At 52.6% G+C, this 24,814-nt stretch carries 24 protein-coding genes and 2 other annotated features; all 24 genes read left to right on the top strand.

From position 1 onward, the window contains the following. Nucleotides 1-81: 81 nt before the first annotated feature. The 24 genes from LG52_RS18085 (at nucleotide 82) to fusA (ending at nucleotide 24,776) form a co-directional block, all read left to right on the top strand. A complete protein-coding gene (locus tag LG52_RS18085; protein ID WP_012820471.1) occupies nucleotides 82-1,176 on the top strand; it encodes a PIN/TRAM domain-containing protein in 1,095 nt (364 codons plus the stop codon). 22 nt (nucleotides 1,177-1,198) lie between these two features. After that, nucleotides 1,199-1,885, top strand: a complete 687-nt coding sequence (ispD, locus tag LG52_RS18090; protein WP_044732991.1) for a 2-C-methyl-D-erythritol 4-phosphate cytidylyltransferase — start codon at nucleotides 1,199-1,201, stop codon at nucleotides 1,883-1,885. Between the two features lie 14 nt (nucleotides 1,886-1,899). Then, nucleotides 1,900-2,376: a 2-C-methyl-D-erythritol 2,4-cyclodiphosphate synthase gene (ispF, locus tag LG52_RS18095; RefSeq protein ID WP_044732992.1), complete on the top strand. Its 477-nt coding sequence runs from the start codon at nucleotides 1,900-1,902 to the stop codon at nucleotides 2,374-2,376. Between the two features lie 200 nt (nucleotides 2,377-2,576). Beyond that, the gene (gltX, locus tag LG52_RS18100; protein WP_044732993.1) at nucleotides 2,577-4,049 is read left to right on the top strand and encodes a glutamate--tRNA ligase; all 1,473 of its coding nucleotides are present in this window, start codon (nucleotides 2,577-2,579) and stop codon (nucleotides 4,047-4,049) included. Between the two features lie 72 nt (nucleotides 4,050-4,121). Then, nucleotides 4,122-4,357 (top strand) — a binding site (T-box leader). Then, nucleotides 4,355-5,092: a serine O-acetyltransferase gene (gene cysE, locus LG52_RS18105; RefSeq protein WP_075261649.1), complete on the top strand. Its 738-nt coding sequence runs from the start codon at nucleotides 4,355-4,357 to the stop codon at nucleotides 5,090-5,092. Its footprint overlaps the feature before it by 3 nt. Next, on the top strand, nucleotides 5,070-6,470 hold the full coding sequence (gene cysS, locus LG52_RS18110; protein ID WP_044732995.1) for a cysteine--tRNA ligase: 1,401 nt from the start codon (nucleotides 5,070-5,072) through the stop codon (nucleotides 6,468-6,470). The genes cysE and cysS overlap by 23 nt, the downstream gene beginning before the upstream one ends. Nucleotides 6,471-6,476: 6 nt before the next feature. Continuing rightward, on the top strand, nucleotides 6,477-6,902 hold the full coding sequence (locus LG52_RS18115) for a Mini-ribonuclease 3 (protein ID WP_014194591.1): 426 nt from the start codon (nucleotides 6,477-6,479) through the stop codon (nucleotides 6,900-6,902). Further along, nucleotides 6,902-7,639 (top strand): 23S rRNA (guanosine(2251)-2'-O)-methyltransferase RlmB, encoded by a 738-nt coding sequence (gene rlmB, locus LG52_RS18120; protein WP_011229602.1) that lies wholly within the window; start codon nucleotides 6,902-6,904, stop codon nucleotides 7,637-7,639. The genes LG52_RS18115 and rlmB overlap by 1 nt, the downstream gene beginning before the upstream one ends. Nucleotides 7,640-7,642: 3 nt before the next feature. After that, the gene (locus tag LG52_RS18125) at nucleotides 7,643-8,155 is read left to right on the top strand and encodes an NYN domain-containing protein (RefSeq protein ID WP_044732996.1); all 513 of its coding nucleotides are present in this window, start codon (nucleotides 7,643-7,645) and stop codon (nucleotides 8,153-8,155) included. 36 nt (nucleotides 8,156-8,191) lie between these two features. Next, on the top strand, nucleotides 8,192-8,875 hold the full coding sequence (gene sigH / locus LG52_RS18130; RefSeq protein ID WP_044732997.1) for an RNA polymerase sporulation sigma factor SigH: 684 nt from the start codon (nucleotides 8,192-8,194) through the stop codon (nucleotides 8,873-8,875). A gap of 92 nt (nucleotides 8,876-8,967) precedes the next feature. Further along, complete coding sequence (rpmG, locus tag LG52_RS18135) at nucleotides 8,968-9,117, top strand: 50S ribosomal protein L33 (RefSeq protein WP_012820480.1); 150 nt, start codon at nucleotides 8,968-8,970, stop codon at nucleotides 9,115-9,117. Nucleotides 9,118-9,157: 40 nt separating this feature from the next. Beyond that, nucleotides 9,158-9,340 (top strand): preprotein translocase subunit SecE, encoded by a 183-nt coding sequence (gene secE, locus LG52_RS18140; RefSeq protein ID WP_012820481.1) that lies wholly within the window; start codon nucleotides 9,158-9,160, stop codon nucleotides 9,338-9,340. A gap of 112 nt (nucleotides 9,341-9,452) precedes the next feature. After that, a complete protein-coding gene (gene nusG / locus LG52_RS18145) occupies nucleotides 9,453-9,986 on the top strand; it encodes a transcription termination/antitermination protein NusG (protein WP_012820482.1) in 534 nt (177 codons plus the stop codon). Between the two features lie 236 nt (nucleotides 9,987-10,222). Next, complete coding sequence (gene rplK, locus LG52_RS18150) at nucleotides 10,223-10,648, top strand: 50S ribosomal protein L11 (RefSeq protein WP_011229608.1); 426 nt, start codon at nucleotides 10,223-10,225, stop codon at nucleotides 10,646-10,648. 181 nt (nucleotides 10,649-10,829) lie between these two features. Further along, nucleotides 10,830-11,531, top strand: a complete 702-nt coding sequence (gene rplA / locus LG52_RS18155; RefSeq protein ID WP_044732998.1) for a 50S ribosomal protein L1 — start codon at nucleotides 10,830-10,832, stop codon at nucleotides 11,529-11,531. A gap of 47 nt (nucleotides 11,532-11,578) precedes the next feature. Then, nucleotides 11,579-11,742 (top strand) — a sequence feature (ribosomal protein L10 leader region). A gap of 46 nt (nucleotides 11,743-11,788) precedes the next feature. Next, nucleotides 11,789-12,289, top strand: a complete 501-nt coding sequence (rplJ, locus tag LG52_RS18160) for a 50S ribosomal protein L10 (protein ID WP_011229610.1) — start codon at nucleotides 11,789-11,791, stop codon at nucleotides 12,287-12,289. 54 nt (nucleotides 12,290-12,343) lie between these two features. Then, nucleotides 12,344-12,712, top strand: a complete 369-nt coding sequence (rplL, locus tag LG52_RS18165; RefSeq protein ID WP_012820484.1) for a 50S ribosomal protein L7/L12 — start codon at nucleotides 12,344-12,346, stop codon at nucleotides 12,710-12,712. Between the two features lie 112 nt (nucleotides 12,713-12,824). Next, entirely contained in the window at nucleotides 12,825-13,427 is a 603-nt protein-coding gene (locus LG52_RS18170) for a class I SAM-dependent methyltransferase (RefSeq protein WP_044733348.1), read from the top strand. A 413-nt stretch (nucleotides 13,428-13,840) separates the two neighbouring features. Beyond that, nucleotides 13,841-17,413: a DNA-directed RNA polymerase subunit beta gene (gene rpoB / locus LG52_RS18175; protein WP_044732999.1), complete on the top strand. Its 3,573-nt coding sequence runs from the start codon at nucleotides 13,841-13,843 to the stop codon at nucleotides 17,411-17,413. Nucleotides 17,414-17,505: 92 nt separating this feature from the next. After that, nucleotides 17,506-21,105, top strand: coding sequence for a DNA-directed RNA polymerase subunit beta' (rpoC, locus tag LG52_RS18180; protein ID WP_021322058.1), 3,600 nt, complete (start codon nucleotides 17,506-17,508; stop codon nucleotides 21,103-21,105). 134 nt (nucleotides 21,106-21,239) lie between these two features. Next, entirely contained in the window at nucleotides 21,240-21,488 is a 249-nt protein-coding gene (locus LG52_RS18185) for a 50S ribosomal protein L7ae-like protein (protein ID WP_011229615.1), read from the top strand. 96 nt (nucleotides 21,489-21,584) lie between these two features. Further along, the gene (gene rpsL, locus LG52_RS18190; RefSeq protein WP_011229616.1) at nucleotides 21,585-22,007 is read left to right on the top strand and encodes a 30S ribosomal protein S12; all 423 of its coding nucleotides are present in this window, start codon (nucleotides 21,585-21,587) and stop codon (nucleotides 22,005-22,007) included. A gap of 39 nt (nucleotides 22,008-22,046) precedes the next feature. After that, nucleotides 22,047-22,517, top strand: coding sequence for a 30S ribosomal protein S7 (gene rpsG, locus LG52_RS18195; RefSeq protein WP_011229617.1), 471 nt, complete (start codon nucleotides 22,047-22,049; stop codon nucleotides 22,515-22,517). Nucleotides 22,518-22,697: 180 nt separating this feature from the next. Beyond that, nucleotides 22,698-24,776, top strand: coding sequence for an elongation factor G (gene fusA, locus LG52_RS18200; protein ID WP_021322059.1), 2,079 nt, complete (start codon nucleotides 22,698-22,700; stop codon nucleotides 24,774-24,776). Nucleotides 24,777-24,814: the final 38 nt, after the last annotated feature.

Consider the following 24,814-nt stretch of genomic DNA (forward strand, 5'->3'; position numbering starts at 1 on the left):
AACGATTAAAAATTGCCTTCCAATTGGTTTCAAACATTGGAAACTGTTTATAATGTTAAATAGGGAGGTGAAGATGGGCTGATGGTCAAACGCATTGTGCAATTATTTTTCCTCGCCGTGGGTGGAACGTTAGGCGCCATGTTTTTTCCTGACTTGCTTAAGCTGATGAATGTGAGCGGCATGCCGCTTCTTAATAATTCTTATACGCTGGCGGTGCTGGGGGCAGTCGTTTTCTTTTTGTTGACGTTTTGGCTTGTCGATTATGTGGTCGACATGATTCGCTGGGTGGAGGAAACGCTCGTGAAGGCGCCGGCCGCCGACGTGCTGTTTGGCAGTCTCGGGCTGATTTTCGGTCTTATTATCGCGTTTTTCGTTGTCATGCCGTTGCAGTCGTTTCACATTCAAGTGTTGAATACGGTGTTGCCGATTTTTTTGACGGTGTTGCTCGGCTACTTAGGGTTTCGCGTCGGTTTAAAGAAACGGAATGAGTTGATGAACTTATTTTCCTTGTCCAACCGCATGGCGAAGAAAAAAGGTGGAGAAGCGGAAAACGAACCGTCAAAGGGCGGTGCTGTGAAAATTTTGGATACGAGCGTCATCATCGACGGGCGGATCGCAGACATTTGCCAAACCGGGTTTTTGGAAGGGCCGCTTGTCATTCCGCGGTTTGTGCTCGAAGAATTGCAGCATATCGCCGATTCGTCCGATGTGTTGAAGCGGAACCGCGGCCGCCGCGGCTTGGATATTTTGAACCGCATCCAAAAAGAAATGGCGATGAAAGTGGAAATCCATGAAGCGGATTTCAGCGATGTCCAGGAAGTCGACAGCAAACTCGTCAAGCTGGCGAAGCAGCTGCAAGGCGTTGTCGTGACGAACGATTTCAATTTAAACAAAGTATGTGAGCTGCAAAACGTGCGTGTTTTGAATATCAACGATTTGGCGAATGCCGTCAAACCGGTCGTGCTGCCCGGCGAGGAGCTGAACGTGCACGTCATTAAAGATGGGAAGGAGCATAACCAAGGCGTCGCCTATTTGGACGATGGGACGATGATCGTCGTCGAAGACGGAAAAGAATATATCGGCAAACGGGTTGACGTGTTAGTCACCAGCGTGTTACAAACATCTGCAGGGAGAATGATTTTTGCCAAATTGAAACTGTTGCAAAAAGCGTTGTAAAACGAAATAGGGGAAACGGCCAATGAATTACGAAGCGATTGTCTTGGCGGCCGGGCAAGGAAAGCGGATGAACGCGGGCATGAACAAGCAATTTCTTGAACTTGGCGGCGAGCCGCTGATCGTTCGGACGCTGAACGTGTTTGAGCGCGATGAGCGGTGCGCTCGCATCGTGCTCGTCGTCAACCCGGCCGAGCGAAGCCGGTTTGAGCTGCTGCTCGACCGCTTTCGCATTCGAAAAGTCGCCGCGTTTGCCGACGGCGGCGAGGAGCGGCAGCATAGCGTCTATAACGGACTGCAGGCGCTCGCGGGAGAGGAGATTGTCCTCATCCATGACGGCGCCCGCCCGTTTGTCCGCGTCCATCATTTGCACGAGCTGGCGGACGCTGCTATTCAGTACGGGGCGGCGATCCCGGCAGTGCGGGTAAAAGATACGATCAAAAAAGTGGACGGTTTGTTTGTCGAACAGACGATTGATCGTTCCAGCTTGTGGGCGGTGCAGACGCCACAAGCTTTTCGTCTGTCTTTGATCATGGAAGCGCACAAAGCGGCGAAACAGGCTGGCTATCTCGGCACGGATGACGCCAGCCTTGTGGAGCGAATCGGCAAGCCGGTGAAGATCATAGAAGGGGATTATCGCAATATTAAGCTGACGACGCCGGAGGACCTTTTGTTTGCTGAGGCGATTTTGGCAAGCGGCATGGCCGAATAGATGGGGGTGGAGAGATGTTTCGCATTGGACAAGGGTTTGACGTTCATCAGCTTGTTGAAGGGCGTCCGCTGATCATTGGCGGCGTCACCATTCCGTATGAAAAGGGGCTGCTCGGCCACTCCGATGCCGACGTGCTGCTTCATGCGGTGGCCGACGCCTGCCTTGGGGCGATCGGCGCCGGCGATATCGGCCGGCATTTTCCCGACACAGATCCGCGCTTTAAAGATGCCGACTCGGCTGAGCTGTTGGCGCACGTATGGGCGCTCGCCCGGCAGGAAGGGTATAGGCTCGTGAACGCCGACTGCACGATCATCGCACAAAAGCCGAAGATGGCGCCGTATATTGAAGAAATGAGGGCGGTGATCGCTCGGTTGCTGGGAGCCGAGCGCTCGCAAGTCAATGTGAAGGCGACGACAACGGAGAGGCTCGGATTCACCGGGCGGGGGGAAGGCATTGCCGCTCAGGCGGTCGTCTTGCTGCAAAAAAGCTAATGGAGCGGCCTTTGGCAACATCATTTGGGAGCCCTCGTTCCTTAATACATAAGCGCTTTGTTCGCCGTCCCGGCTAGGAGGTGTAAAGGGGGCGTCGGCGGCGTGGTGCGGTCTAGGCGAGAGCTGTCTGTTTTGAACTTTGCTGCGATAAACGGTACAATAATAAGCACAAGCTTTGATGAAAGTGGAGGGGTTGGATGATGGCAAAAGAGGTGCGCGTACGCTATGCGCCGAGCCCAACCGGCCATTTGCATATCGGCGGGGCGCGGACAGCGCTGTTTAACTATTTGTTTGCCCGCCATCACAGTGGAAAAATGATTGTCCGCATCGAGGATACGGATATTGAACGGAACGTCGAAGGCGGTGAAAAGTCGCAGCTTGAAAACTTAAAATGGCTGGGCATCGATTATGACGAATCGATTGATCAAGATGGCGGCTACGGGCCGTACCGACAAACGGAGCGGCTCGATATTTACCGAAAATATGTGAATGAATTGCTTGAGCAAGGGCATGCGTACAAATGTTTTTGCACGCCGGAAGAGCTCGAGCGCGAGCGGGAGGCGCAGCGGGCGGCCGGCATCGCCGCTCCGCAGTATAGCGGCAAATGCCGCCGCTTGACGCCGGAGCAAGTCGCGGAGCTTGAGGCGCAAGGAAAGCCGTATACGATCCGCCTGAAAGTGCCGGAAGGGAAAACGTACGAGTTTTACGATTTAGTGCGCGGCAAAGTGGTGTTTGAATCGAAAGATGTCGGCGGCGATTGGGTGATTGTGAAGGCGAATGGCATTCCGACATACAATTTTGCTGTTGTCATCGACGACCATTTAATGGAGATCAGCCATGTGTTCCGCGGTGAGGAACATTTGTCCAATACGCCGAAGCAGCTGATGGTATACGAATATTTCGGCTGGGAGCCGCCGCAGTTCGCGCACTTGACGTTAATCGTCAACGAGCAGCGGAAAAAGCTGTCTAAGCGCGACGAGTCGATCATTCAATTTGTGTCGCAATACAAAGAGCTCGGCTATTTGCCGGAAGCGATGTTCAACTTTTTCGCCTTGCTCGGCTGGTCGCCGGAAGGGGAAGAAGAAATTTTTTCGAAGGATGAACTCATCCGCATATTCGATGTTTCGCGGCTCTCGAAGTCGCCGTCCATGTTTGACACGAAAAAGCTGACATGGATGAACAACCAATATATCAAAAAGCTCGACCTTGACCGGCTTGTCGAGCTGGCCTTGCCGCATTTAGTGAAAGCCGGGCGCCTCCCGGCGGATATGACGGATGAACAGCGGCAATGGGCGCGCGATTTAATTGCTTTGTATCAAGAGCAAATGAGCTACGGGGCGGAGATCGTCCCGCTGTCTGAGCTGTTCTTTAAAGAAGAAATCGACTACGAGGACGAGGCGCGTCAAGTGCTGGCTGAAGAACAGGTGCCGGCTGTGCTTTCCGCCTTCCTTGAGAGCGTGCGTGAGCTTGAGCCGTTTACGGCGGACGAGATTAAAGCGGCCATTAAAGCGGTGCAAAAGGCGACCGGGCAAAAAGGGAAAAAGTTGTTTATGCCGATCCGTGCGGCGGTGACGGGGCAAACGCACGGACCGGAGCTGCCGTTTGCCATTCAGCTGCTCGGCAAACAAAAAGTGATCGAACGGCTCGAGCGGGCGCTCCAAGAAAAATTTTAAGCGGCCTCTACGCACGTTTGCATGATGAATGTGGTATAATAATATAAAATTTCGATGGAACAAGTGCATAAAGAAAAAGCGTTGACGAGGAAAAGTAGGAAGCATCGGCATCCCAGAGAGAGCCGCCTTGGCTGGAAGCGGCTTATGTTCGGTGCTGTCTGAAGTGCGCCTCGGAGCCTCCTTTCGAACCGGAACAGAGACGTTCTGCAGTAGAGGGGAGCGGAGCATCTCCGTTATCGGAATCGAGTGAGCGAAACGGCGCCCCGTTTCGCTAAACAGAGTGGAACCGCGCCAAAAGCGTCTCTGTGTCTTCGGCACAGGGACGCTTTTTTATTCAAGACAACCTAGAGGGATGGAGGGAGGACATCATGTTTAAAACATTAAAAGAGGATATTGAAGTCATTTTTGAGCAAGACCCGGCGGCGAGAAGCTATTTGGAAGTCATTTTAACGTATTCCGGCCTGCATGCCATTTGGGCGCATCGGATCGCCCATGCGCTTTACAAGCGGAAATTTTACTTTCTTGCCCGTTTGATTTCGCAAATCAGCCGCTTTTTCACTGGCATTGAAATCCATCCGGGCGCCAAAATCGGCCGCCGCTTTTTCATCGACCACGGCATGGGCGTGGTGATCGGCGAAACGTGCGAAATCGGCGACAATGTCACCGTCTATCAAGGGGTCACGTTAGGCGGGACAGGGAAAGAAAAAGGGAAGCGGCACCCGACGATCAAGGACAACTGTTTGATCGCTGCCGGCGCGAAAGTGCTTGGTTCAATTACGATCGGGGAAAACTCGAAAATCGGCGCTGGGTCGGTCGTGCTCAAAGACGTGCCGCCCAATTCGACCGTCGTTGGCATTCCGGGCCGCGTCGTTGTGCGCGACGGGGTGAAAGTGAAGAAAGATTTAAACCATACCGACCTGCCCGACCCGATCGCCGACCGGTTCCGGGAGCTTGAAGAGGAAATCGCCCGGCTGAAAAGCGAGCTTGAGGCATTGAAACGACAAGAAAGGAAGAACGAGTATGAGCAGCATCCGGCTTTATAATACGCTGACGCGAAAAAAGGAACCGTTTGAGCCGCTGGAGCCGAATAAAGTGAAAATGTATGTGTGCGGCCCGACCGTCTATAATTATATTCACATCGGCAATGCTCGGGCCGCCATCGTTTTTGACACGATCCGCCGCTATTTGGAGTTCCGCGGCTATGATGTGACGTATGTATCGAACTTTACCGACGTCGATGACAAGCTGATCAAAGCGGCCCGCGAGCTCGGCGAGAGCGTGCCGGCGATCGCTGAGCGGTTTATTGAGGCGTATTTTGAAGACATTCAGGCGCTTGGCTGCAAAAAAGCGGACATCCATCCGCGGGTGACCGAAAACATCGATACAATTATCGAATTCATTCAGGCGCTCATTGACAAAGGATATGCGTACGAAGTCGACGGCGACGTGTACTACCGGACGCGCAAGTTCCGCGAATACGGTAAGCTGTCTCACCAATCGATCGATGAGCTGCAAGCAGGGGCGCGCATCGAAATTGGGGAGAAGAAAGATGATCCGCTCGATTTCGCCCTTTGGAAAGCAGCAAAAGAAGGAGAGATTTGTTGGGACAGCCCGTGGGGGAAAGGGCGGCCGGGCTGGCATATTGAATGCTCGGCGATGGCGCGCAAATATTTAGGTGATACGATCGACATCCATGCGGGCGGTCAAGACTTGACGTTCCCGCACCATGAAAACGAAATCGCCCAGTCGGAGGCGTTGACCGGCAAACCGTTTGCGAAATATTGGCTGCACAATGGGTATTTAAATATTAACAACGAAAAAATGTCGAAGTCGCTTGGCAATTTCGTGCTCGTTCACGACATCATCCGGCAGATCGACCCGCAAGTGCTGCGGTTTTTCATGCTGTCGGTGCATTACCGCCATCCGATCAACTACAGCGAGGAGCTGCTTGAGAGTGCGCGGCGCGGACTCGAGCGCCTGAAGACGGCGTACAGCAATTTGCAGCATCGCTTGCAGGCAAGCACGAACTTAACGGACAATGACGAGGAATGGGTTTCGCGCATTGCCGACATCCGCGCCTCGTTCATCCGTGAAATGGACGATGATTTCAACACGGCGAACGGCATTGCCGTATTGTTTGAACTGGCGAAGCAGGCCAATTTGTACTTGCAGGAAAAAACGACATCCGAGAAGGTCATTCACGCGTTTTTGCGCGAGTTCGAACAGCTGGCGGACGTACTTGGACTCACCTTGAAGCAGGATGAGCTGCTAGATGAGGAAATCGAGGCGTTGATCCAAAAGCGCAATGAAGCGCGGAAAAACCGCGATTTTGCGCTGGCCGACCGCATTCGCGATGAGTTGAGAGCGAAAAACATTATTTTGGAAGACACGCCGCAAGGAACGAGATGGAAACGGGGATAGCACGCGATGATGGCGGAGTTTGAAACGGTCAACGATGTGAAGCAGTTAAATGGACTGGCGCTTGCCTATATTGGCGACGCCGTGTACGAGGTGTATGTGCGACGCCATTTGCTTGCTGGCGGCAGCGTGCGGCCGCATGAGCTGCATCGGCGGGCGGTCCGCTATGTGTCGGCGCGGGCGCAAGCGCAAGTGATTTTGGCGTTGCTTGACGAGGGCGTCCTGACCGAGGAGGAAAAGGACATCGTCCGCCGCGGCCGCAATGCCAAATCAGGCACAATCCCGAAAAATACGGATGTGCAAACATACCGGCATAGCACGGCCTTTGAGGCGCTCATCGGTTATCATTTTTTGGTTAATAATGAAAAGCGGGTTGATGAGCTGATCGGCCGTTCGTTTGCCATTATTGAAAGGGAAGAAAGGGCGTTGGAATGATGGACTACATTATCGGCAAAAATCCGGTCATTGAAGCGCTCAAAGCCGGGCGCGACATCAATAAAATTTGGATCGCTGAAGGGGCGCAGCGCCATACCGTCGAACCTGTGCTTGAATGGGCAAAGCGGCGGGGCGTGCTCGTCCAATATGTCCCGAAGCGCAAGCTTGATCAGATGGCTGAAGGAGCTCATCAAGGGGTGATCGCTCAGGCGGCGGCCTACCGCTACTATGAAATCGATGACTTGTTCGCTCGCGCCGCCGAGCGGGGCGAGGCGCCGTTTTTTCTCATTTTGGACGAGCTTGAGGATCCGCATAATTTAGGGGCCATCATGCGCACCGCTGATGCGGTGGGGGCGCACGGCCTCATCATTCCGAAGCGGCGTTCGGTCGGGCTGACCCAAACGGTGGCGAAGGCGTCGACCGGGGCGATTGAGCACGTTCCGGTCGCGCGTGTGACAAACTTGGCGCGGACGATTGACGAGCTGAAAGAGCGCGGAGTGTGGGTAGCTGGAACGGATGCGTCGGCTCAAGACGACTACCGCTCGCTCGATGGCACGATGCCGTTGGCGCTCGTAATCGGGAGCGAAGGGAAAGGGATCAGCCGCCTAGTGCTTGAAAAGTGCGATTTCTTGTTCCGGTTGCCGATGCGCGGCCATGTCACCTCGCTCAATGCCTCTGTCGCCGCCAGCCTGCTCATGTACGAGGTGTACCGGAAGCGATATCCGTTAGGAGAATAGCTAATGAACATTTTGATTGTCGACGGCTATAACATCATCGGAGCGTGGCCGGAGCTGCGCCGGCTGAAAGAAGAGGGCGATCTGGCAGCGGCAAGGGATTTATTGATTGAAAAAATGGCTGACTACAAAGGATTCACGGGGGACCATGTCGTGATCGTATTCGATGCCCACCTCGTGAAAGGAAACGAGAAAAAGTATAAACATTACGACGTCGACGTCATTTTTACAAAGGAACATGAGACGGCCGACGAGCGAATTGAACGATTGGCGAAAACATTGATGAATGCGCGCACAAAAGTGTATGTCGCTACCTCCGACTACACCGAACAATGGACGGTGTTCGGCCAAGGCGCCCTGCGCAAGTCGGCGCGCGAGCTATTGGATGAAGTCGAGGCGGTTGAGCGGGACATTTCCCAAAAAGTAAAAGCGATGCAGCAGCGCACTCCGATCTCCAAATTCCCGCTAAATGATAGAATTGCTGAAATTTTTGAAAAATGGCGAAGAGGAGAAAAATGAGCGGTTGACGCTGTAAAAATTTGTCCTGTATAATACATGTTAGCGATTGATGCGGTCGGGGGGATCAGCGTGGGGGAATGCTTGAAAGCGATGAAAGAGAAAGATTATCATCAGCTGGACGATGAGCAGCTTGTTGCGCTCGTTCACGAAGGGGATGGGGAAGCACTTGATTTTTTAATCCATAAATATCAAAACTTTGTGCGTGCCAAAGCTCGCTCCTATTTTTTAGTCGGAGCTGATCGGGAAGATATCGTGCAGGAAGGAATGATCGGTCTGTATAAGGCCGTGCGTGATTTTAAGGGGGACAAGCTTTCCTCATTTAAAGCGTTTGCAGAACTTTGCATCACAAGGCAAATGATTACCGCGATTAAAACGGCCACCCGCCAAAAGCATATTCCGCTCAACTCTTACGTTTCCTTGGATAAGCCGATTTATGACGATGAATCTGACCGGACGCTGATGGATGTGTTGTCCGGCACGCAGGTGACGGACCCGGAACAATTGATTGTCAACCGCGAGGAAGTCGATGATATTGAACTAAAGATGGCGGAACTGCTCAGCGACCTCGAGCGGAAAGTGCTCGCTTTGTATTTGGATGGACGATCGTATCAGGAAATTTCCGAAGAGCTGAACCGCCATGTCAAGTCGATCGACAATGCGTTGCAACGCGTCAAGAGGAAGCTCGAGAAATATTTGGAATACCGCGAGATCAGTTTATAACATCGCAACGCTGCATCAAAAGATGTCATTGACAGCGAAACAGCGAATATGATAAATTTTTATGGACATCTCGCAGGAACGGTGGAATGTTGATGCGCCAAAAAGTGACGCTGGCTTGCGCGCAGTGCGGGAGCCGAAACTATACGGCAGCAAAACAAATACGTCGCCTTGGTGAGCGCCTTATGGCCAACAAGTTTTGCTCAACATGCAACAAACATACGATCCATCGTGAAACGAAATAGACGGTGGAGATAGTTTTGAACAATGATGGAGGTACGAGTGATGCAGCGAGTAATCAACTTTTTAAAAGAAGTCGTACGCGAGCTGAAAAAAGTGAGTTGGCCAAACCGGAAGGAGTTAGTGAACTACACGGCGGTCGTGTTGGCCACGGTGGCGTTTTTCACCGTCTTTTTTGCCGTTGTGGACCTCGGCATTTCTGAGTTGATTCGCCTCGTGTTTGAATAAGCGGACGAAGGATATGTTATAATGAAAGATAATCGTGCGCGTATGGAACCCGGCAACGGGTTTTTGTTTTGCGCAAAAAACAAAACGAAAACCGCCCTGGGGAGGCTTGTTGATGGAGAAAAACTGGTATGTTGTCCATACATATTCGGGATATGAAAACAAAGTGAAAGCCAATTTGGAAAAACGTGTCGAATCGATGGGAATGCAAGATAAAATTTTTCGCGTCGTCGTTCCGGAAGAGACGGAAACGGACGTCAAAAACGGAAAACGGAAAACGACGAAAAAGAAAGTGTTCCCCGGCTATGTGCTTGTTGAGATGGTCATGACGGATGACTCATGGTATGTTGTGCGCAACACGCCGGGCGTCACGGGATTTGTCGGCTCAAGCGGAGCTGGTTCGAAACCGACGCCGCTTATGGAGGAAGAAGTGAAAATGATCTTGAAGCGGATGGGCATGCCGCTTGCCGAGGTTGACGTGGACTATGAGGTAAATGAAACGGTGCGGATCAAAGAAGGTCCGTTTGCGAACTTTACAGGGAAAATTGAAGCGATTGACCCAGATAAACATAAAGTGAAGCTGCTTGTCGATATGTTTGGGCGCGAAACACGGGTGGAGCTTGAGTTTTCGCAAATAGAAAAAATCTAATGGATAAAGAACTTGCAATTGATAGGGAAAAGTGATACTATTTTAAAGTCAGTATGTCTCTTAAACGGAGACATATGGCGGTGAACTTATACACTTTTGTATAAGGGAGCCGTTTTGTTTTTACGCTGATCCTCTCAACTGAACGGGAGATAGGAAAACGGCTCAGTAGACCGGAGCCGGATGAGTGGGAGGGGCAATCCCTAATACCACATCACGGACTTAAGGAGGTGTGTCTCGTGGCGAAAAAAGTAATCAAGGTCGTCAAACTGCAAATTCCTGCAGGGAAAGCGAATCCGGCGCCGCCAGTAGGTCCTGCGTTGGGTCAAGCCGGTGTCAATATTATGGCGTTTTGCAAAGAGTTTAATGCCCGCACGGCGGACCAGGCAGGGTTGATCATTCCGGTTGAAATTACGGTTTTTGAGGACCGTTCATTTACATTCATCACGAAAACGCCGCCAGCCGCTGTATTGCTGAAAAAAGCGGCGGGCATTGAATCGGGCTCCGGCGAACCGAACCGCAACAAAGTGGCAACAATTAAACGCGACAAAGTGCGTGAGATCGCTGAGCTGAAAATGCCGGATTTGAATGCGGCGAGCATTGAGGCGGCCATGCGCATGATCGAAGGCACGGCCCGCAGCATGGGCATTGTGATTGAAGACTAAAGCCGGTGCGTCGTTTGTAGGGGAGGTTGCGTCATTAGGCAACCTCTCTCTCCATGAACAAAAACATCAAGACGGGCCCGATGAATGGGCATCCGTCCGCTTCTTCGCTTTCGAAAGAAGCGAAGAACGTTCAATGTGGGAGGTTTTTCCGCTAAAACCACAATCGAGGAGGATTTTTCATATGCCGAAAAGAGGAAAGAAATACTTAGAAGCATTGAAGCTCGTCGACCGCTTCAAAGCATACCCGATTGCTGAAGCAATCGAGCTCGTGAAAAAAACGAACATCGCGAAATTCGATGCCACGGTGGAAGTGGCGTTCCGTTTGGGCGTCGACCCGAAAAAAGCGGACCAACAAATTCGCGGCGCCGTCGTCCTGCCGCACGGCACAGGGAAAGTGGCGCGCGTGTTGGTGTTCGCGAAAGGGGAAAAAGCGAAAGAAGCAGAAGCGGCTGGCGCTGACTATGTCGGCGATACAGAATATATCAACAAAATCCAGCAAGGTTGGTTTGACTTTGATGTCGTTGTTGCTACGCCGGACATGATGGGTGAAGTCGGGAAACTCGGCCGCATTTTAGGGCCGAAAGGGTTGATGCCAAACCCGAAAACCGGAACAGTCACGTTTGACGTAGCAAAAGCGGTGCAAGAAATCAAGGCTGGTAAAGTGGAATACCGCGTCGACAAAGCGGGCAACATCCACGTTCCGATCGGCAAAGTGTCGTTTGACAACGAGAAATTGGCTGAAAACTTCGCAGCCGTTTATGAAGCAATTTTGAAAGCCAAACCCGCGGCGGCAAAAGGGACGTACGTGAAAAACGTCACGATTACGTCGACAATGGGCCCTGGCATCAAGGTTGACCCGTCCACGGTTGCTGTTGCACAATAACCGTTGACTTTTGTTTGTCCGTCTGTTAAAATGCCATTTGGCTGAACAAATGAATATCATTTGTACCGTAGACAGTAGGTGCCTGTTTGAGGCTTAATTTCCTACCGAGGTATGTGGACGATAGAACAGCGCGCCCTGCGTCGGGGACGAGCAGCGGTGCGTTGAACGACACCTCCATGTCTACGCGGCATGGAGGTTTTTATTGAGCAGACGGTATAAGTGGTATTCTCTCATTTTCCTTACAGGAGGTGCAGGACGTGTCGAGCGCGATTGAACTGAAAAAACAAGTGGTCGCGGAAATCGCAGACAAATTCCGGGCCAGCAAGGCAACCGTCATCGTTGATTACCGCGGTTTGAACGTAGCGGAAATGACCGAGTTGCGCAAACAGCTGCGCGAGGCAGGCGTCGAGTTTAAAGTGTACAAAAACACCTTGACCCGCCGGGCGCTCGCGGAAGTCGGCTTGGAAGGACTGGATGAAGTGTTCACCGGTCCAAATGCCATCGCCTTCAGCAATGAAGATGTCGTGGCGCCGGCCAAAATTTTAAGCGAGTTTGCGAAAACGCATGAAGCATTGGAAATCAAAGGCGGCGTCATCGAAGGGAACATCGCCAGCAAAGAAGAAATCGATGCGTTGGCGAAACTCCCGTCCCGCGAAGGGTTGCTTTCGATGTTGCTTAGCGTTCTTCAAGCCCCGATCCGCAACTTTGCGCTGGCGATTAAAGCGGTGGCTGACAAGCAAGAGGAACAAGGCGCGTAATGGCGCATCGATATGTGCTTAACAATCATTCAGAAAACAAAGGAGGAAGTTGTGATGACGAAAGAACAAATCATTGAAGCAGTGAAAAATATGACCGTATTGGAATTAAACGAATTGGTGAAAGCGATCGAGGAAGAATTCGGCGTAACAGCTGCGGCTCCGGTTGTTGTCGCGGGCGGCGCAGCAGCTGGCGCTGAAGCAGCGGCAGAAAAAACGGAATTCGACGTCATTCTTGCCGACGCCGGCGCGCAAAAAATCAAAGTCATCAAAGTCGTTCGCGAAATCACTGGCCTCGGCCTGAAAGAAGCGAAAGACTTGGTCGACAACACCCCGAAGCCGATCAAAGAAGGCATTGCGAAAGAAGAAGCAGAAGAAATCAAAGCAAAACTCGAAGAAGCTGGCGCGAAAGTCGAAATCAAGTAATGGCTGCGCCATTGAAAAAAGAGGCTTGCCCGAAGCAAGGGACGGCCTCTTTTTTGTTACACTATATATACGGAAGGCAGTGCAGCCTGTCGACAAGGAGGAGGGGATGATGATGAGCGAGCATTATTACTCAGTCAATCCGACGTCGGAGCGAAACCCGCAAACGTGGACGTACGTGTTGCGGGGGCATGAATTCCGCTTTACGACCGACAGCGGAGTGTTTTCAAAGCGCGAAGTCGACTTTGGCACACGCCTGTTAATTGAAACGTTCGAGGAGCCGGGAGTGGCTGGGGATTTGTTGGATGTCGGCTGCGGATATGGGCCGATCGGGCTTGCCTTGGCCAAATCGTTTCCAAACCGGCGCGTTCACATGATTGATGTCAACGAGCGGGCGCTCGAACTGGCGCAGGAAAACAAGCAGGCAAACGGGATTGACAATGCGGTGATTTACAAAAGCGATCTTTTTTCGGAAGTCGGAGAACAGCGATTTGCAGCGGTCGTCACCAATCCGCCGATACGGGCTGGCAAACGGGTCGTTTACGCGATTTTTGAACAAAGCCGCGATCATCTGCTCGATCATGGCGAGCTATGGGTCGTCATTCAAAAAAAGCAAGGCGCCCCATCGGCCTTGCAAAAGCTGAACGAATGCTTTTCCGCTGTAGAAGTCGTCGCGAAGAAAAAAGGATATTATATCATAAAGGCGAAAAAATGTTGACACCGTTTTTTTATTGTGGTAGCATTATAAAATGCTAAATATGCACATTTCCCGTGCAGAGGGGATGACGTATAATTTTGGACGCAATGGAAACAATGATAAAATCAATAAACAACGAACCATATGGTTTTCTATTGGAATAGAAACCATTTTCTTTTTTTCTCCATTCAACTCAACGCCTGGTTTCCTCGCGCCGGGAGCGTGTTAAATCCCCTAAATGAAACGGCGGTGCACGCAACGAAGCCGTTTCCGCCCGGATGGCGGGGGCCGGCCGCATGCATGCCTAGTGCTTTGCCCCGGAATGACGGAGCGGCCAGTCCGTCTTGAAGGCATAGATTGCTGAGCAGAGCGGGTGATGGAGCTGTTCCGGTTCCGGTTTTCACTAATGTCTACATTTGAGGGGTGAATCACTCTTGACAGGCCGACTAGTTCAATACGGGCGACACCGCCAACGCAGAAGCTATGCACGCATCAGCGAAGTGCTGGAATTGCCGAACTTGATCGAAATTCAAACGTCCTCCTACCAATGGTTTCTCGATGAAGGGCTGCGGGAAATGTTCAGGGAAATTTCCCCGATTGAAGACTTTTCCGGTAATCTCTCGCTTGAATTTATCGACTATAGTTTAGGAGAACCGAAATATACGGTCGAAGAGGCGAAAGAACGCGACGTTACATATGCGGCGCCGCTTCGCGTCAAAGTTCGCTTGATCAATAAAGAAACGGGCGAAGTGAAGGAACAAGACGTGTTTATGGGCGATTTTCCGCTCATGACAGAAACCGGAACGTTTATTATTAATGGGGCGGAACGCGTCATCGTTTCCCAGCTCGTCCGTTCGCCAAGCGTCTATTACAGCGACAAAGTTGATAAAAACGGCAAACGCGGCTACTCGGCGACAGTGATTCCGAACCGCGGCGCATGGCTTGAATATGAAACCGATGCGAAAGACGTCGTTTACGTTCGCATCGACCGCACCCGTAAACTGCCGGTTACGGTTCTTCTCCGTGCGCTTGGGTTCAGCTCCGACCAAGAAATCATCGATCTGCTCGGCGACAACGAATACTTGCGCAATACGCTTGAAAAAGATAATACCGACAGCACGGAAAAAGCGTTGATTGAAATTTACGAGCGTCTTCGTCCGGGAGAGCCGCCGACGCTTGAGAATGCGAAAAATTTGCTGGCGTCGCGCTTTTTTGATCCGAAGCGCTATGACTTGGCTAGCGTAGGCCGTTATAAAATCAATAAAAAACTTCATATTAAAAACCGTTTGTTCAATCAGCGGCTCGCGGAAACGATCGCCGATCCGGAAACGGGGGAAGTCATCGCCGAAGCTGGAGCGATGATCGACCGCCGAACGCTGAATCGCCTGCTCCCGTATTTGGAAAAAGGCGTCGGCTTACAGACATACCGCCCAGCCGAAGGGGTGGTGGACGGGGACATTTCGGTGCAAACGATCAAAATTTATGCCCCGAATGACCCGAATGGCGAAAAAGTGATCAACGTCATCGGCAACGGCTTCATCGCCGAGGATGTCAAACATATTACACCGGCTGACATCATTGCGTCGATCAGCTATTTCTTCAACTTGCTCCACGGCGTCGGCGATACGGATGACATCGACCATTTAGGCAACCGCCGCCTCCGTTCGGTCGGTGAGCTGCTGCAAAACCAATTCCGCATCGGCCTGTCGCGCATGGAGCGCGTCGTGCGCGAGCGCATGTCGATCCAAGATACGAACACGATTACGCCGCAGCAGCTGATCAACATTCGCCCAGTGATCGCGGCGATCAAAGAGTTTTTCGGCAGCTCGCAGCTGTCACAGTTCATGGATCAAACGAACCCATTGGCCGAACTGACGCACAAGCGGCGTCTGTCCGCGCTCGGCCCTGGAGGATTGACACGTGAGCGCGCTGGGTTTGAGGTGCGCGACGTCCATTATTCGCATTACGGGCGGATGTGTCCGATCGAAACGCCGGAAGGTCCGAACATCGGACTCATCAACTCGCTGTCCACTTACGCGAAAGTGAACAAGTTCGGCTTTATTGAAACGCCATACCGGCGCGTCGATCCGGAAACAGGGCGGGTGACGGACCAAATCGATTATTTGACAGCCGATGAAGAGGACAATTACGTTGTAGCGCAGGCGAACGTACCGCTTGCGGAGGACGGCACGTTCCTTGAAGAAAACGTTGTCGCCCGTTTCCGCGGCGAGAACATCGTCGTCAAGCGCGACCGCGTCGACTACATGGACGTTTCGCCGAAGCAAGTCGTCTCGGCAGCGACGGCGTGCATCCCATTTTTGGAAAACGACGACTCAAACCGCGCCTTGATGGGAGCGAACATGCAGCGGCAAGCCGTGCCGCTGTTGGAACCCGAAGCGCCGATCGTTGGCACGGGGATGGAGTATGTTTCGGCGAAAGACTCGGGCGCAGCGGTCATTTGCAAGCACCGCGGCATCGTCGAGCGCGTCGAAGCAAAGGAAATTTGGGTGCGTCGGCTGATTGAAGTGGACGGCAAAGAAGTCAAGGGTGATCTAGATAAATATCGGTTGCTGAAATTCGTTCGTTCGAACCAAGGCACGTGCTACAACCAGCGGCCGATCGTGAAAAAAGGCGATATCGTTGAGAAGGGCGAAATTTTGGCCGATGGCCCGTCGATGGATAAGGGCGAATTGGCACTTGGCCGCAATGTGCTTGTCGCTTTTATGACATGGGACGGTTACAACTACGAAGACGCGATCATCATGAGCGAACGGCTCGTCAAAGAAGACGTGTATACATCAATTCATATTGAAGAGTATGAAGCCGAATCGCGCGATACGAAACTCGGTCCGGAAGAAATTACGCGCGACATTCCAAACGTCGGCGAGGATGCGCTGAAAAACTTGGATGAACGCGGCATCGTCCGCATCGGCGCAGAAGTGAAAGACGGCGACTTGCTCGTCGGCAAAGTGACGCCAAAAGGAATGACCGAGCTGACGGCGGAAGAGCGGCTTTTGCACGCGATCTTCGGCGAAAAAGCGCGCGAGGTGCGTGATACGTCGTTGCGCGTCCCGCACGGCGGCGGCGGCATCGTCCTTGACGTGAAAGTGTTCAACCGCGAAGACGGCGACGAGCTTCCGCCGGGTGTCAATCAATTGGTGCGCGTCTATATTGTGCAAAAGCGGAAAATTTCCGAGGGCGACAAAATGGCAGGCCGCCACGGAAACAAAGGGGTTATTTCCCGCATTTTGCCGGAGGAAGATATGCCCTTCTTGCCGGATGGCACGCCGATTGACATCATGTTGAACCCGCTTGGCGTTCCGTCGCGGATGAACATTGGGCAAGTATTTGAGCTGCACCTTGGCATGGCGGCGAAAAAACTCGGCTTGCACATCGCCTCCCCGGTCTTTGACGGGGCGACGGAGGAAGACGTTTGGAACATCCTCGAAGAGGCAGGTCTAGCGCGCGACGCGAAAACGGTGCTGTATGACGGACGGACGGGTGAACCGTTTGACAACCGTGTGTCGGTTGGGATCATGTACATGATCAAGCTCGCCCACATGGTCGACGACAAGCTTCATGCCCGTTCCACCGGCCCGTACTCACTCGTCACTCAGCAGCCGCTCGGCGGCAAGGCGCAGTTCGGCGGCCAGCGCTTTGGTGAGATGGAAGTATGGGCGCTTGAGGCGTATGGGGCGGCATACACGCTGCAAGAAATTTTGACCGTCAAGTCCGACGATGTCGTCGGCCGTGTCAAAACGTACGAGGCGATCGTCAAAGGGGAAAACATTCCGGAGCCGGGTGTGCCGGAGTCGTTTAAAGTGTTGATCAAAGAGCTGCAAAGCTTGGGCATGGACGTCACGATTTTGACGAGCGATGAACAAGAAGTGAACATGGAAAACTTTGATGATGATGATGACCATGCACCGGATGCCATCATGGTGGACGTCAAACCGGCCGAACGGGAAGAAGCCGGCGAAGAGAAAGATGCGGTGACGAAAGAATAAACCGGCCATAACGGCCAGGCGGGGAGCTGTTCCCCGCCATTGGCCGCTTGAGCGAACGGAAAACCGACGGATCAAAAAGGGAGGTATACCCCTTGCTAGATGTCAATAAGTTTGAGTACATGAAAATTGGGCTCGCTTCCCCGGAGAAAATTCGTTCTTGGTCGTATGGCGAAGTCAAAAAGCCGGAGACAATCAACTATCGGACGTTAAAGCCGGAAAAAGACGGCTTGTTTTGCGAGCGCATTTTCGGTCCGACGAAAGACTGGGAATGCCATTGCGGCAAATATAAACGCGTTCGCTACAAAGGCGTCGTCTGCGACCGCTGCGGCGTCGAAGTGACGCGCTCGAAAGTCCGCCGCGAACGGATGGGCCATATTGAGCTCGCCGCCCCGGTTTCGCACATCTGGTATTTCAAAGGCATCCCGAGCCGGATGGGATTGGTTCTTGACATGTCGCCGCGGGCGCTCGAAGAGGTCATTTATTTTGCATCCTATGTCGTCACCGACCCGGGTGATACGCCGCTTGAGAAAAAGCAGCTGTTGTCGGAAAAGGAATACCGCGCCTATCGCGAGAAGTACGGTCAATCGTTCCAAGCGTCGATGGGGGCGGAGGCGATCAAAAAGCTGCTCCAAGACATTGATTTGGATAAAGAGGTGGCCGCGCTGAAAGAAGAGCTGAAAACAGCGCAAGGGCAACGGCGCGCCCGCATCATTAAGCGGCTTGAAGTGCTTGAAGCGTTCCGCAGTTCAGGGAACGATCCGGCATGGATGGTGCTTGATGTACTGCCGGTCATTCCGCCGGAGTTGCGCCCGATGGTTCAGCTTGACGGCGGGCGGTTTGCAACATCGGATTTGAACGATTTGTACCGCCGCGTCATCAACCGCAACAACCGGCTGAAACGGCTGCTTGATCTCGGTGCGCCGAACATTATCGTCCAAAATGAGAAGCGGATGCTGCAAGAGGCGGTTGATGCTTTGATCGATAACGGCCGCCGCGGCCGTCCGGTGACCGGTCCGGGGAACCGTCCGTTAAAATCGCTTTCTCATATGCTGAAAGGGAAGCAAGGCCGCTTCCGGCAAAACTTGCTCGGCAAGCGCGTGGACTATTCCGGCCGTTCCGTCATCGTCGTCGGCCCGAACTTGAAAATGTACCAATGCGGCTTGCCGAAAGAAATGGCGCTAGAGTTGTTCAAGCCGTTTGTTATGAAGGAGCTTGTCGAGCGGGGCTTGGCGCACAACATTAAAAGCGCGAAACGGAAAATCGAGCGCGTCCATCCGGAAGTATGGGATGTGCTGGAAGATGTCATTAAAGAACATCCGGTGCTGTTAAACCGCGCCCCGACGCTGCACCGTCTCGGCATTCAGGCGTTTGAACCAACGCTTGTGGAAGGGCGGGCGATCCGTCTTCATCCGCTTGTTTGCACGGCGTACAACGCTGACTTTGACGGCGACCAAATGGCGGTGCACGTGCCGCTGTCAGCTGAGGCGCAAGCCGAAGCGCGCTTGTTGATGTTGGCGGCGCAAAACATTTTGAACCCGAAAGATGGGAAGCCGGTCGTGACACCATCACAAGACATGGTGTTGGGCAACTACTACTTGACGATGGAGCGCGAGGGAGCCATCGGCGAAGGCATGGTGTTCAAAGACACGGACGAGGCGCTGCTTGCTTACCATAACGGCTACGTCCATCTCCATTCGCGCATTGCCATTCATGCCGGTTCGCTGAAAAACGAAACGTTTACCGAAGAGCAAAACAACAAGCTGCTCTTAACGACCGTCGGCAAGCTCATTTTCAACGAAATTTTGCCGAATTCGTTCCCGTACATCAACGAGCCGACGACGGAAAACATTGAAGGGCGGACGCCGGACAAGTACTTCCTTGACAAAGGGGTCAACGTGCGCGAAGAAATTCGCAAGCGCGAACTCGTGCCGCCGTTTAAGAAAAAAGTGCTCGGGCAAATTATCGCTGAAGTGTTCAAACGGTTCAAAATCACCGAAACATCGAAGATGCTCGACCGCATGAAAGACCTTGGCTTCCAATATTCGACGAAGGCCGGCATCACGATCGGCGTGGCCGATATCGTCGTCCTGCCGGAAAAACAAGAAATTTTGGATGAAGCGCAAGCGAAAGTTGATACGGTTTTGAAGCAGTTCCGCCGCGGGTTGATTACCGACGAAGAGCGGTACGAGCGCGTCATCTCCATCTGGAGCGCGGCGAAAGACAAAATTCAAGACCGGTTGATGAAGTCGCTTGATAAACGCAACCCGATCTTTATGATGAGCGATTCCGGAGCGCGCGGGAACGCGTCGAACTTTACGCAGCTTGCGGGGATGCGCGGTTTGATGGCCAACCCGGCCGGCCGGATCATTGAGCTGCCGATCAAGTCGTCGTTCCGCGAAGGCTTGACGGTGTTGGAATACTTTATCTCGACGCACGGCGCGCGAAAAGGATTGGCGGATACGGCGCTCAAAACGGCCGACTCAGGCTATCTCACGCGCCGCCTTGTCGACGTGGCCCAAGACGTCATCGTCCGCGAAGAAGATTGCGGCACCGACCGCGGCATTTTGGCGCGGGCGCTGACGGATGGCACGGAAGTTGTCGTCAAGCTTGAAGAGCGGCTTGTCGGCCGCTATGCGCACAAAACGGTGCGCCATCCGGAAACGGGCGAAGTGATCGTCCGCAAAGACGAGATGATCACCGAAGATATCGCCAATGAGATCATTAAAGCCGGCATTACGGAAGTATGGATTCGCTCCGTATTCGCCTGCAACACGCGCCATGGCGTCTGCAAAAAATGTTACGGCCGCAACATGGCGACCGGCATGGACGTCGAAGTTGGCGAAGCCGTCGGCATTATCGCCGCTCAGTCGATCGGCGAGCCGGGCACGCAGCTGACAATGCGGACGTTCCATACAGGCGGCGTCGCCGGCGACGATATCACTCAAGGTTTGCCGCGGGTGCAAGAGCTGTTTGAAGCGCGCAACCCGAAAGGGCAAGCGGTCATTTCTGAAATCGACGGCACGGTTATTTCGATTAATGAAACGCGCGACAACCAATATGAAATCGTCGTGCAAAGCGAGGTCGAAACGCGTACGTATGTAGCGCCGTACAACGCGCGGCTGAAAGTCGAAGAAGGTCAGCGCGTCGAACGCGGCCAAGAGCTGACAGAAGGCTCGGTCGACCCGAAACAGTTGTTGCGCGTGCGCGATATTACATCCGTTCAAGAGTACTTGCTTCGTGAAGTGCAAAAAGTGTACCGGATGCAAGGGGTGGAAATCAGCGATAAGCATATCGAGGTCATGGTGCGGCAAATGCTGCGCAAAGTGCGCGTCATCGATGCCGGCGACACCGATGTGCTGCCGGGCACGCTGTTGGATGTCCACCAGTTTACGGATGTCAACGCCAAAGCTCTTCGCGAAGGGAAACGGCCGGCGACGGCCCGCCAGGTGTTGCTCGGCATCACGAAAGCGTCGCTTGAGACGGATTCGTTCTTGTCGGCTGCTTCGTTCCAAGAAACGACGCGCGTCTTGACGGATGCGGCCATCAAAGGAAAACGTGATGAACTGCTTGGCTTGAAGGAAAACGTCATTATCGGCAAACTCGTCCCGGCTGGAACCGGTATGGCCCGCTACCGGAAAGTGAAGCCGGCCGTCAAAAAGGAAACGGCTAGCGACACGGTGTCGTCCAAATAACGCGAACCAAGTGGCCGGCTAAGGCGCTCCTTGGCCGGCCATCATCTAATTAAAAATCCAGTTGACAATTGACAAAGAAAATGGTAGTCTAATAAAGGTGTTCCAACAACCTGGTACTTTGGAGGATATGTTACATGTCTTATGAAAAAGTATTACAGGCTGGAAAAATTGTCATTGGAACCAAACAAACGATAAGGGCTTTAAAGGAAGGGAAAGCAGCGGAAGTGATCGTGGCGGAGGATGCCGACTTGCCGATCATCGAAAAAGTGACCGCCGCCGCCAATGAGGCAAACGTGCCGGTCACAAAAGTCGATTCGATGAAAAAGCTTGGCAAGGCGTGCAAAATCCAAGTCGGTGCGGCCGCGGTGGCGATCCTTCGGTAACGTTTTGCCTTTCTCCCCTAAAACCTTTATTTGCATAAACGATGAACCACCTGGATATGTGGGCTTAAACGATGCATGCGAAAGGAGGATCTTTTCATGCCTACAATCAACCAATTGGTCCGCAAAGGACGCGAGAAAAAAGTCGTTAAATCGAAATCCCCTGCGTTGAACAAAGGGTATAACAGCTTCAAAAAAGAGCAAACGAATGTGTCGTCTCCGCAAAAACGCGGCGTTTGCACGCGTGTCGGCACGATGACGCCGAAAAAACCGAACTCGGCGTTGCGGAAATACGCCCGTGTCCGCTTGACAAATGGGATTGAAGTTACGGCGTACATTCCGGGGATCGGCCATAACTTGCAAGAACACAGCGTTGTGCTCATCCGCGGCGGACGTGTCAAAGACTTGCCGGGGGTACGCTACCATATCATCCGTGGGGCGCTGGATGCTGCAGGCGTAGCGAACCGGATGCAAGGTCGTTCGAAATACGGCGCGAAAAAACCAAAAGCAGCGAAAAAATAATGAAATGAAGAGAATGTTTTCCTGAAGGGAGGAAACACTATGCCACGTAGAGGCCCTGTTGCTAAACGTGACGTACTGCCAGATCCAATTTACAATTCGAAGCTTGTTACCCGTTTGATCAATAAAATTATGATCGACGGCAAAAAATCAAAAGCGCAAAAAATTCTTTACACCGCGTTTGATATTATCCGTGAGCGCACGGGTAAAGATCCAATGGAAGTGTTTGAGCAAGCGTTGAAAAACGTTATGCCGGTGTTGGAAGTGCGCGCTCGCCGCGTTGGTGGGGCGAACTACCAAGTTCCGGTCGAGGTTCGTCCGGACCGCCGCGTTTCTCTCGGTTTGCGCTGGCTCGTGCAATATGCACGTCTTCGCAACGAAAAAACGATGGAAGAGCGCTTGGCAAATGAAATTATGGACGCTGCCAACAACACGGGTGCAGCGGTGAAAAAACGCGAAGATACACATAAAATGGCTGAAGCGAACCGCGCGTTTGCCCATTACCGCTGGTAAGGAGCGTCGCCTAAAGGAAATAGGTGAGGAGGCACTGCGGTTGCCTATTCACCTATCTTCCTATATATTGCGGCCTTTCCGGTCGCGCGTGGGACAACTTCAAAGACAAGGGGATTGCGCCATCGATGGCGGCGCCATCTACTTATATTTCATATTTGAAGGAAGGAGAAAATAACCACTATGGCAAGAGAGTTCTCCTTAGAAAACACTCGCAACATAGGGATCATGGCGCACATTGACGCCGGGAAAACGACGACGACTGAACGGATCTTGTTCTATACCGGCCGCGTTCATAAAATCGGGGAAGTGCATGAAGGTGCGGCAACGATGGACTGGATGGAACAAGAACAAGAGCGCGGAATTACGATCACGTCGGCGGCGACAACGGCGCAATGGAAAGGCCATCGCATCAACATCATCGACACGCCGGGGCACGTCGACTTTACGGTCGAGGTTGAGCGTTCGTTGCGCGTATTGGACGGGGCCATCACAGTCTTAGACGCGCAATCGGGTGTTGAACCGCAAACGGAAACCGTTTGGCGCCAAGCGACGACATATGGCGTCCCACGGATCGTGTTCGTCAACAAAATGGATAAAATCGGCGCCGATTTCTTGTATTCGGTGAAAACGCTCCATGACCGCCTGCAAGCAAATGCCCATCCGGTGCAACTGCCGATCGGCGCTGAAGATCAATTCTCCGGCATTATCGACTTGGTTGAAATGTGCGCGTACCATTACCATGATGAGCTTGGCAAAAACATTGAGCGCATTGACATTCCGGAAGAATACCGCGATATGGCAGAAGAGTACCATAACAAGCTGATTGAGGCGGTCGCTGAGCTGGACGAAGAATTAATGATGAAATATTTGGAAGGGGAAGAAATCACGACGGAAGAGCTGAAGGCCGCGATCCGCAAAGCGACGATCAGCGTTGAATTCTTCCCGGTCTTCTGCGGTTCGGCATTCAAAAACAAAGGTGTTCAGCTGCTTCTTGACGGCGTTGTCGACTACTTGCCGTCTCCGGTTGACATCCCGGCGATTCGCGGCGTCGTTCCGGATACCGAAGAAGAAGTGACACGTGAAGCAAGCGATGACGCTCCGTTTGCCGCTTTGGCATTTAAAATCATGACTGACCCGTATGTCGGGAAATTGACGTTTATTCGCGTCTACTCTGGAACGCTTGATTCCGGTTCATATGTGATGAACACGACCAAAGGGAAGCGCGAACGGATCGGCCGCTTGTTGCAAATGCACGCGAACCACCGTCAAGAAATTTCGAAAGTCTATGCCGGTGATATTGCCGCGGCAGTAGGTTTAAAAGATACGACGACCGGTGATACTCTATGTGATGAGAAGCATCCTGTCATTTTAGAGTCGATGCAATTCCCAGAACCGGTCATTTCGGTGGCAATCGAGCCGAAGTCGAAAGCCGATCAAGACAAAATGAGCCAAGCGCTGCAAAAATTGCAAGAAGAAGACCCGACTTTCCGCGCTCACACCGACCCGGAAACGGGACAAACGATCATCTCCGGAATGGGCGAGTTGCATCTTGACATCATCGTCGACCGGATGCGCCGCGAGTTCAAAGTCGAAGCGAACGTCGGGGCGCCGCAAGTTGCCTACCGCGAAACGTTCCGCAAATCGGCGCAAGTCGAAGGCAAATTCATCCGTCAATCCGGCGGCCGCGGTCAATACGGCCACGTTTGGATCGAATTCTCGCCGAACGAGCGCGGCAAAGGCTTCGAATTCGAGAACGCCATCGTCGGTGGGGTTGTTCCGAAAGAGTATGTGCCGGCCGTCCAAGCTGGATTGGAAGAAGCGATGCAAAACGGCGTCTTAGCCGGCTATCCGGTTGTCGACATTAAAGCGAAACTGTTTGACGGATCGTACCACGATGTCGACTCGAGCGAAATGGCATTCAAAATCGCTGCTTCCTTGGCATTGAAAAACGCCGCGACGAAGTGCGATCCGGTTCTTTTGGAACCGATCATGAAAGTCGAAGTCGTCATCCCTGAAGAGTACCTCGGTGACATCATGGGCGACATCACGTCCCGTCGCGGCCGCATCGAGGGGATGGAAGCGCGCGGCAACGCCCAAGTCGTCCGGGCGATGGTGCCGTTGGCTGAAATGTTCGGTTATGCGACATCGCTCCGTTCGAACACGCAAGGACGCGGAACGTTCTCGATGGTGTTTGACCACTATGAAGAAGTTCCGAAAAACATCGCCGATGAAATTATCAAAAAAAATAAAGGCGAATAATTGATTTCTCTTGCTAGTTTCGCTATAAATACTTATGT

The organism is Geobacillus kaustophilus (assembly GCF_000948285.1).
GTDB lineage: Bacteria > Bacillota > Bacilli > Bacillales > Anoxybacillaceae > Geobacillus > Geobacillus thermoleovorans_A.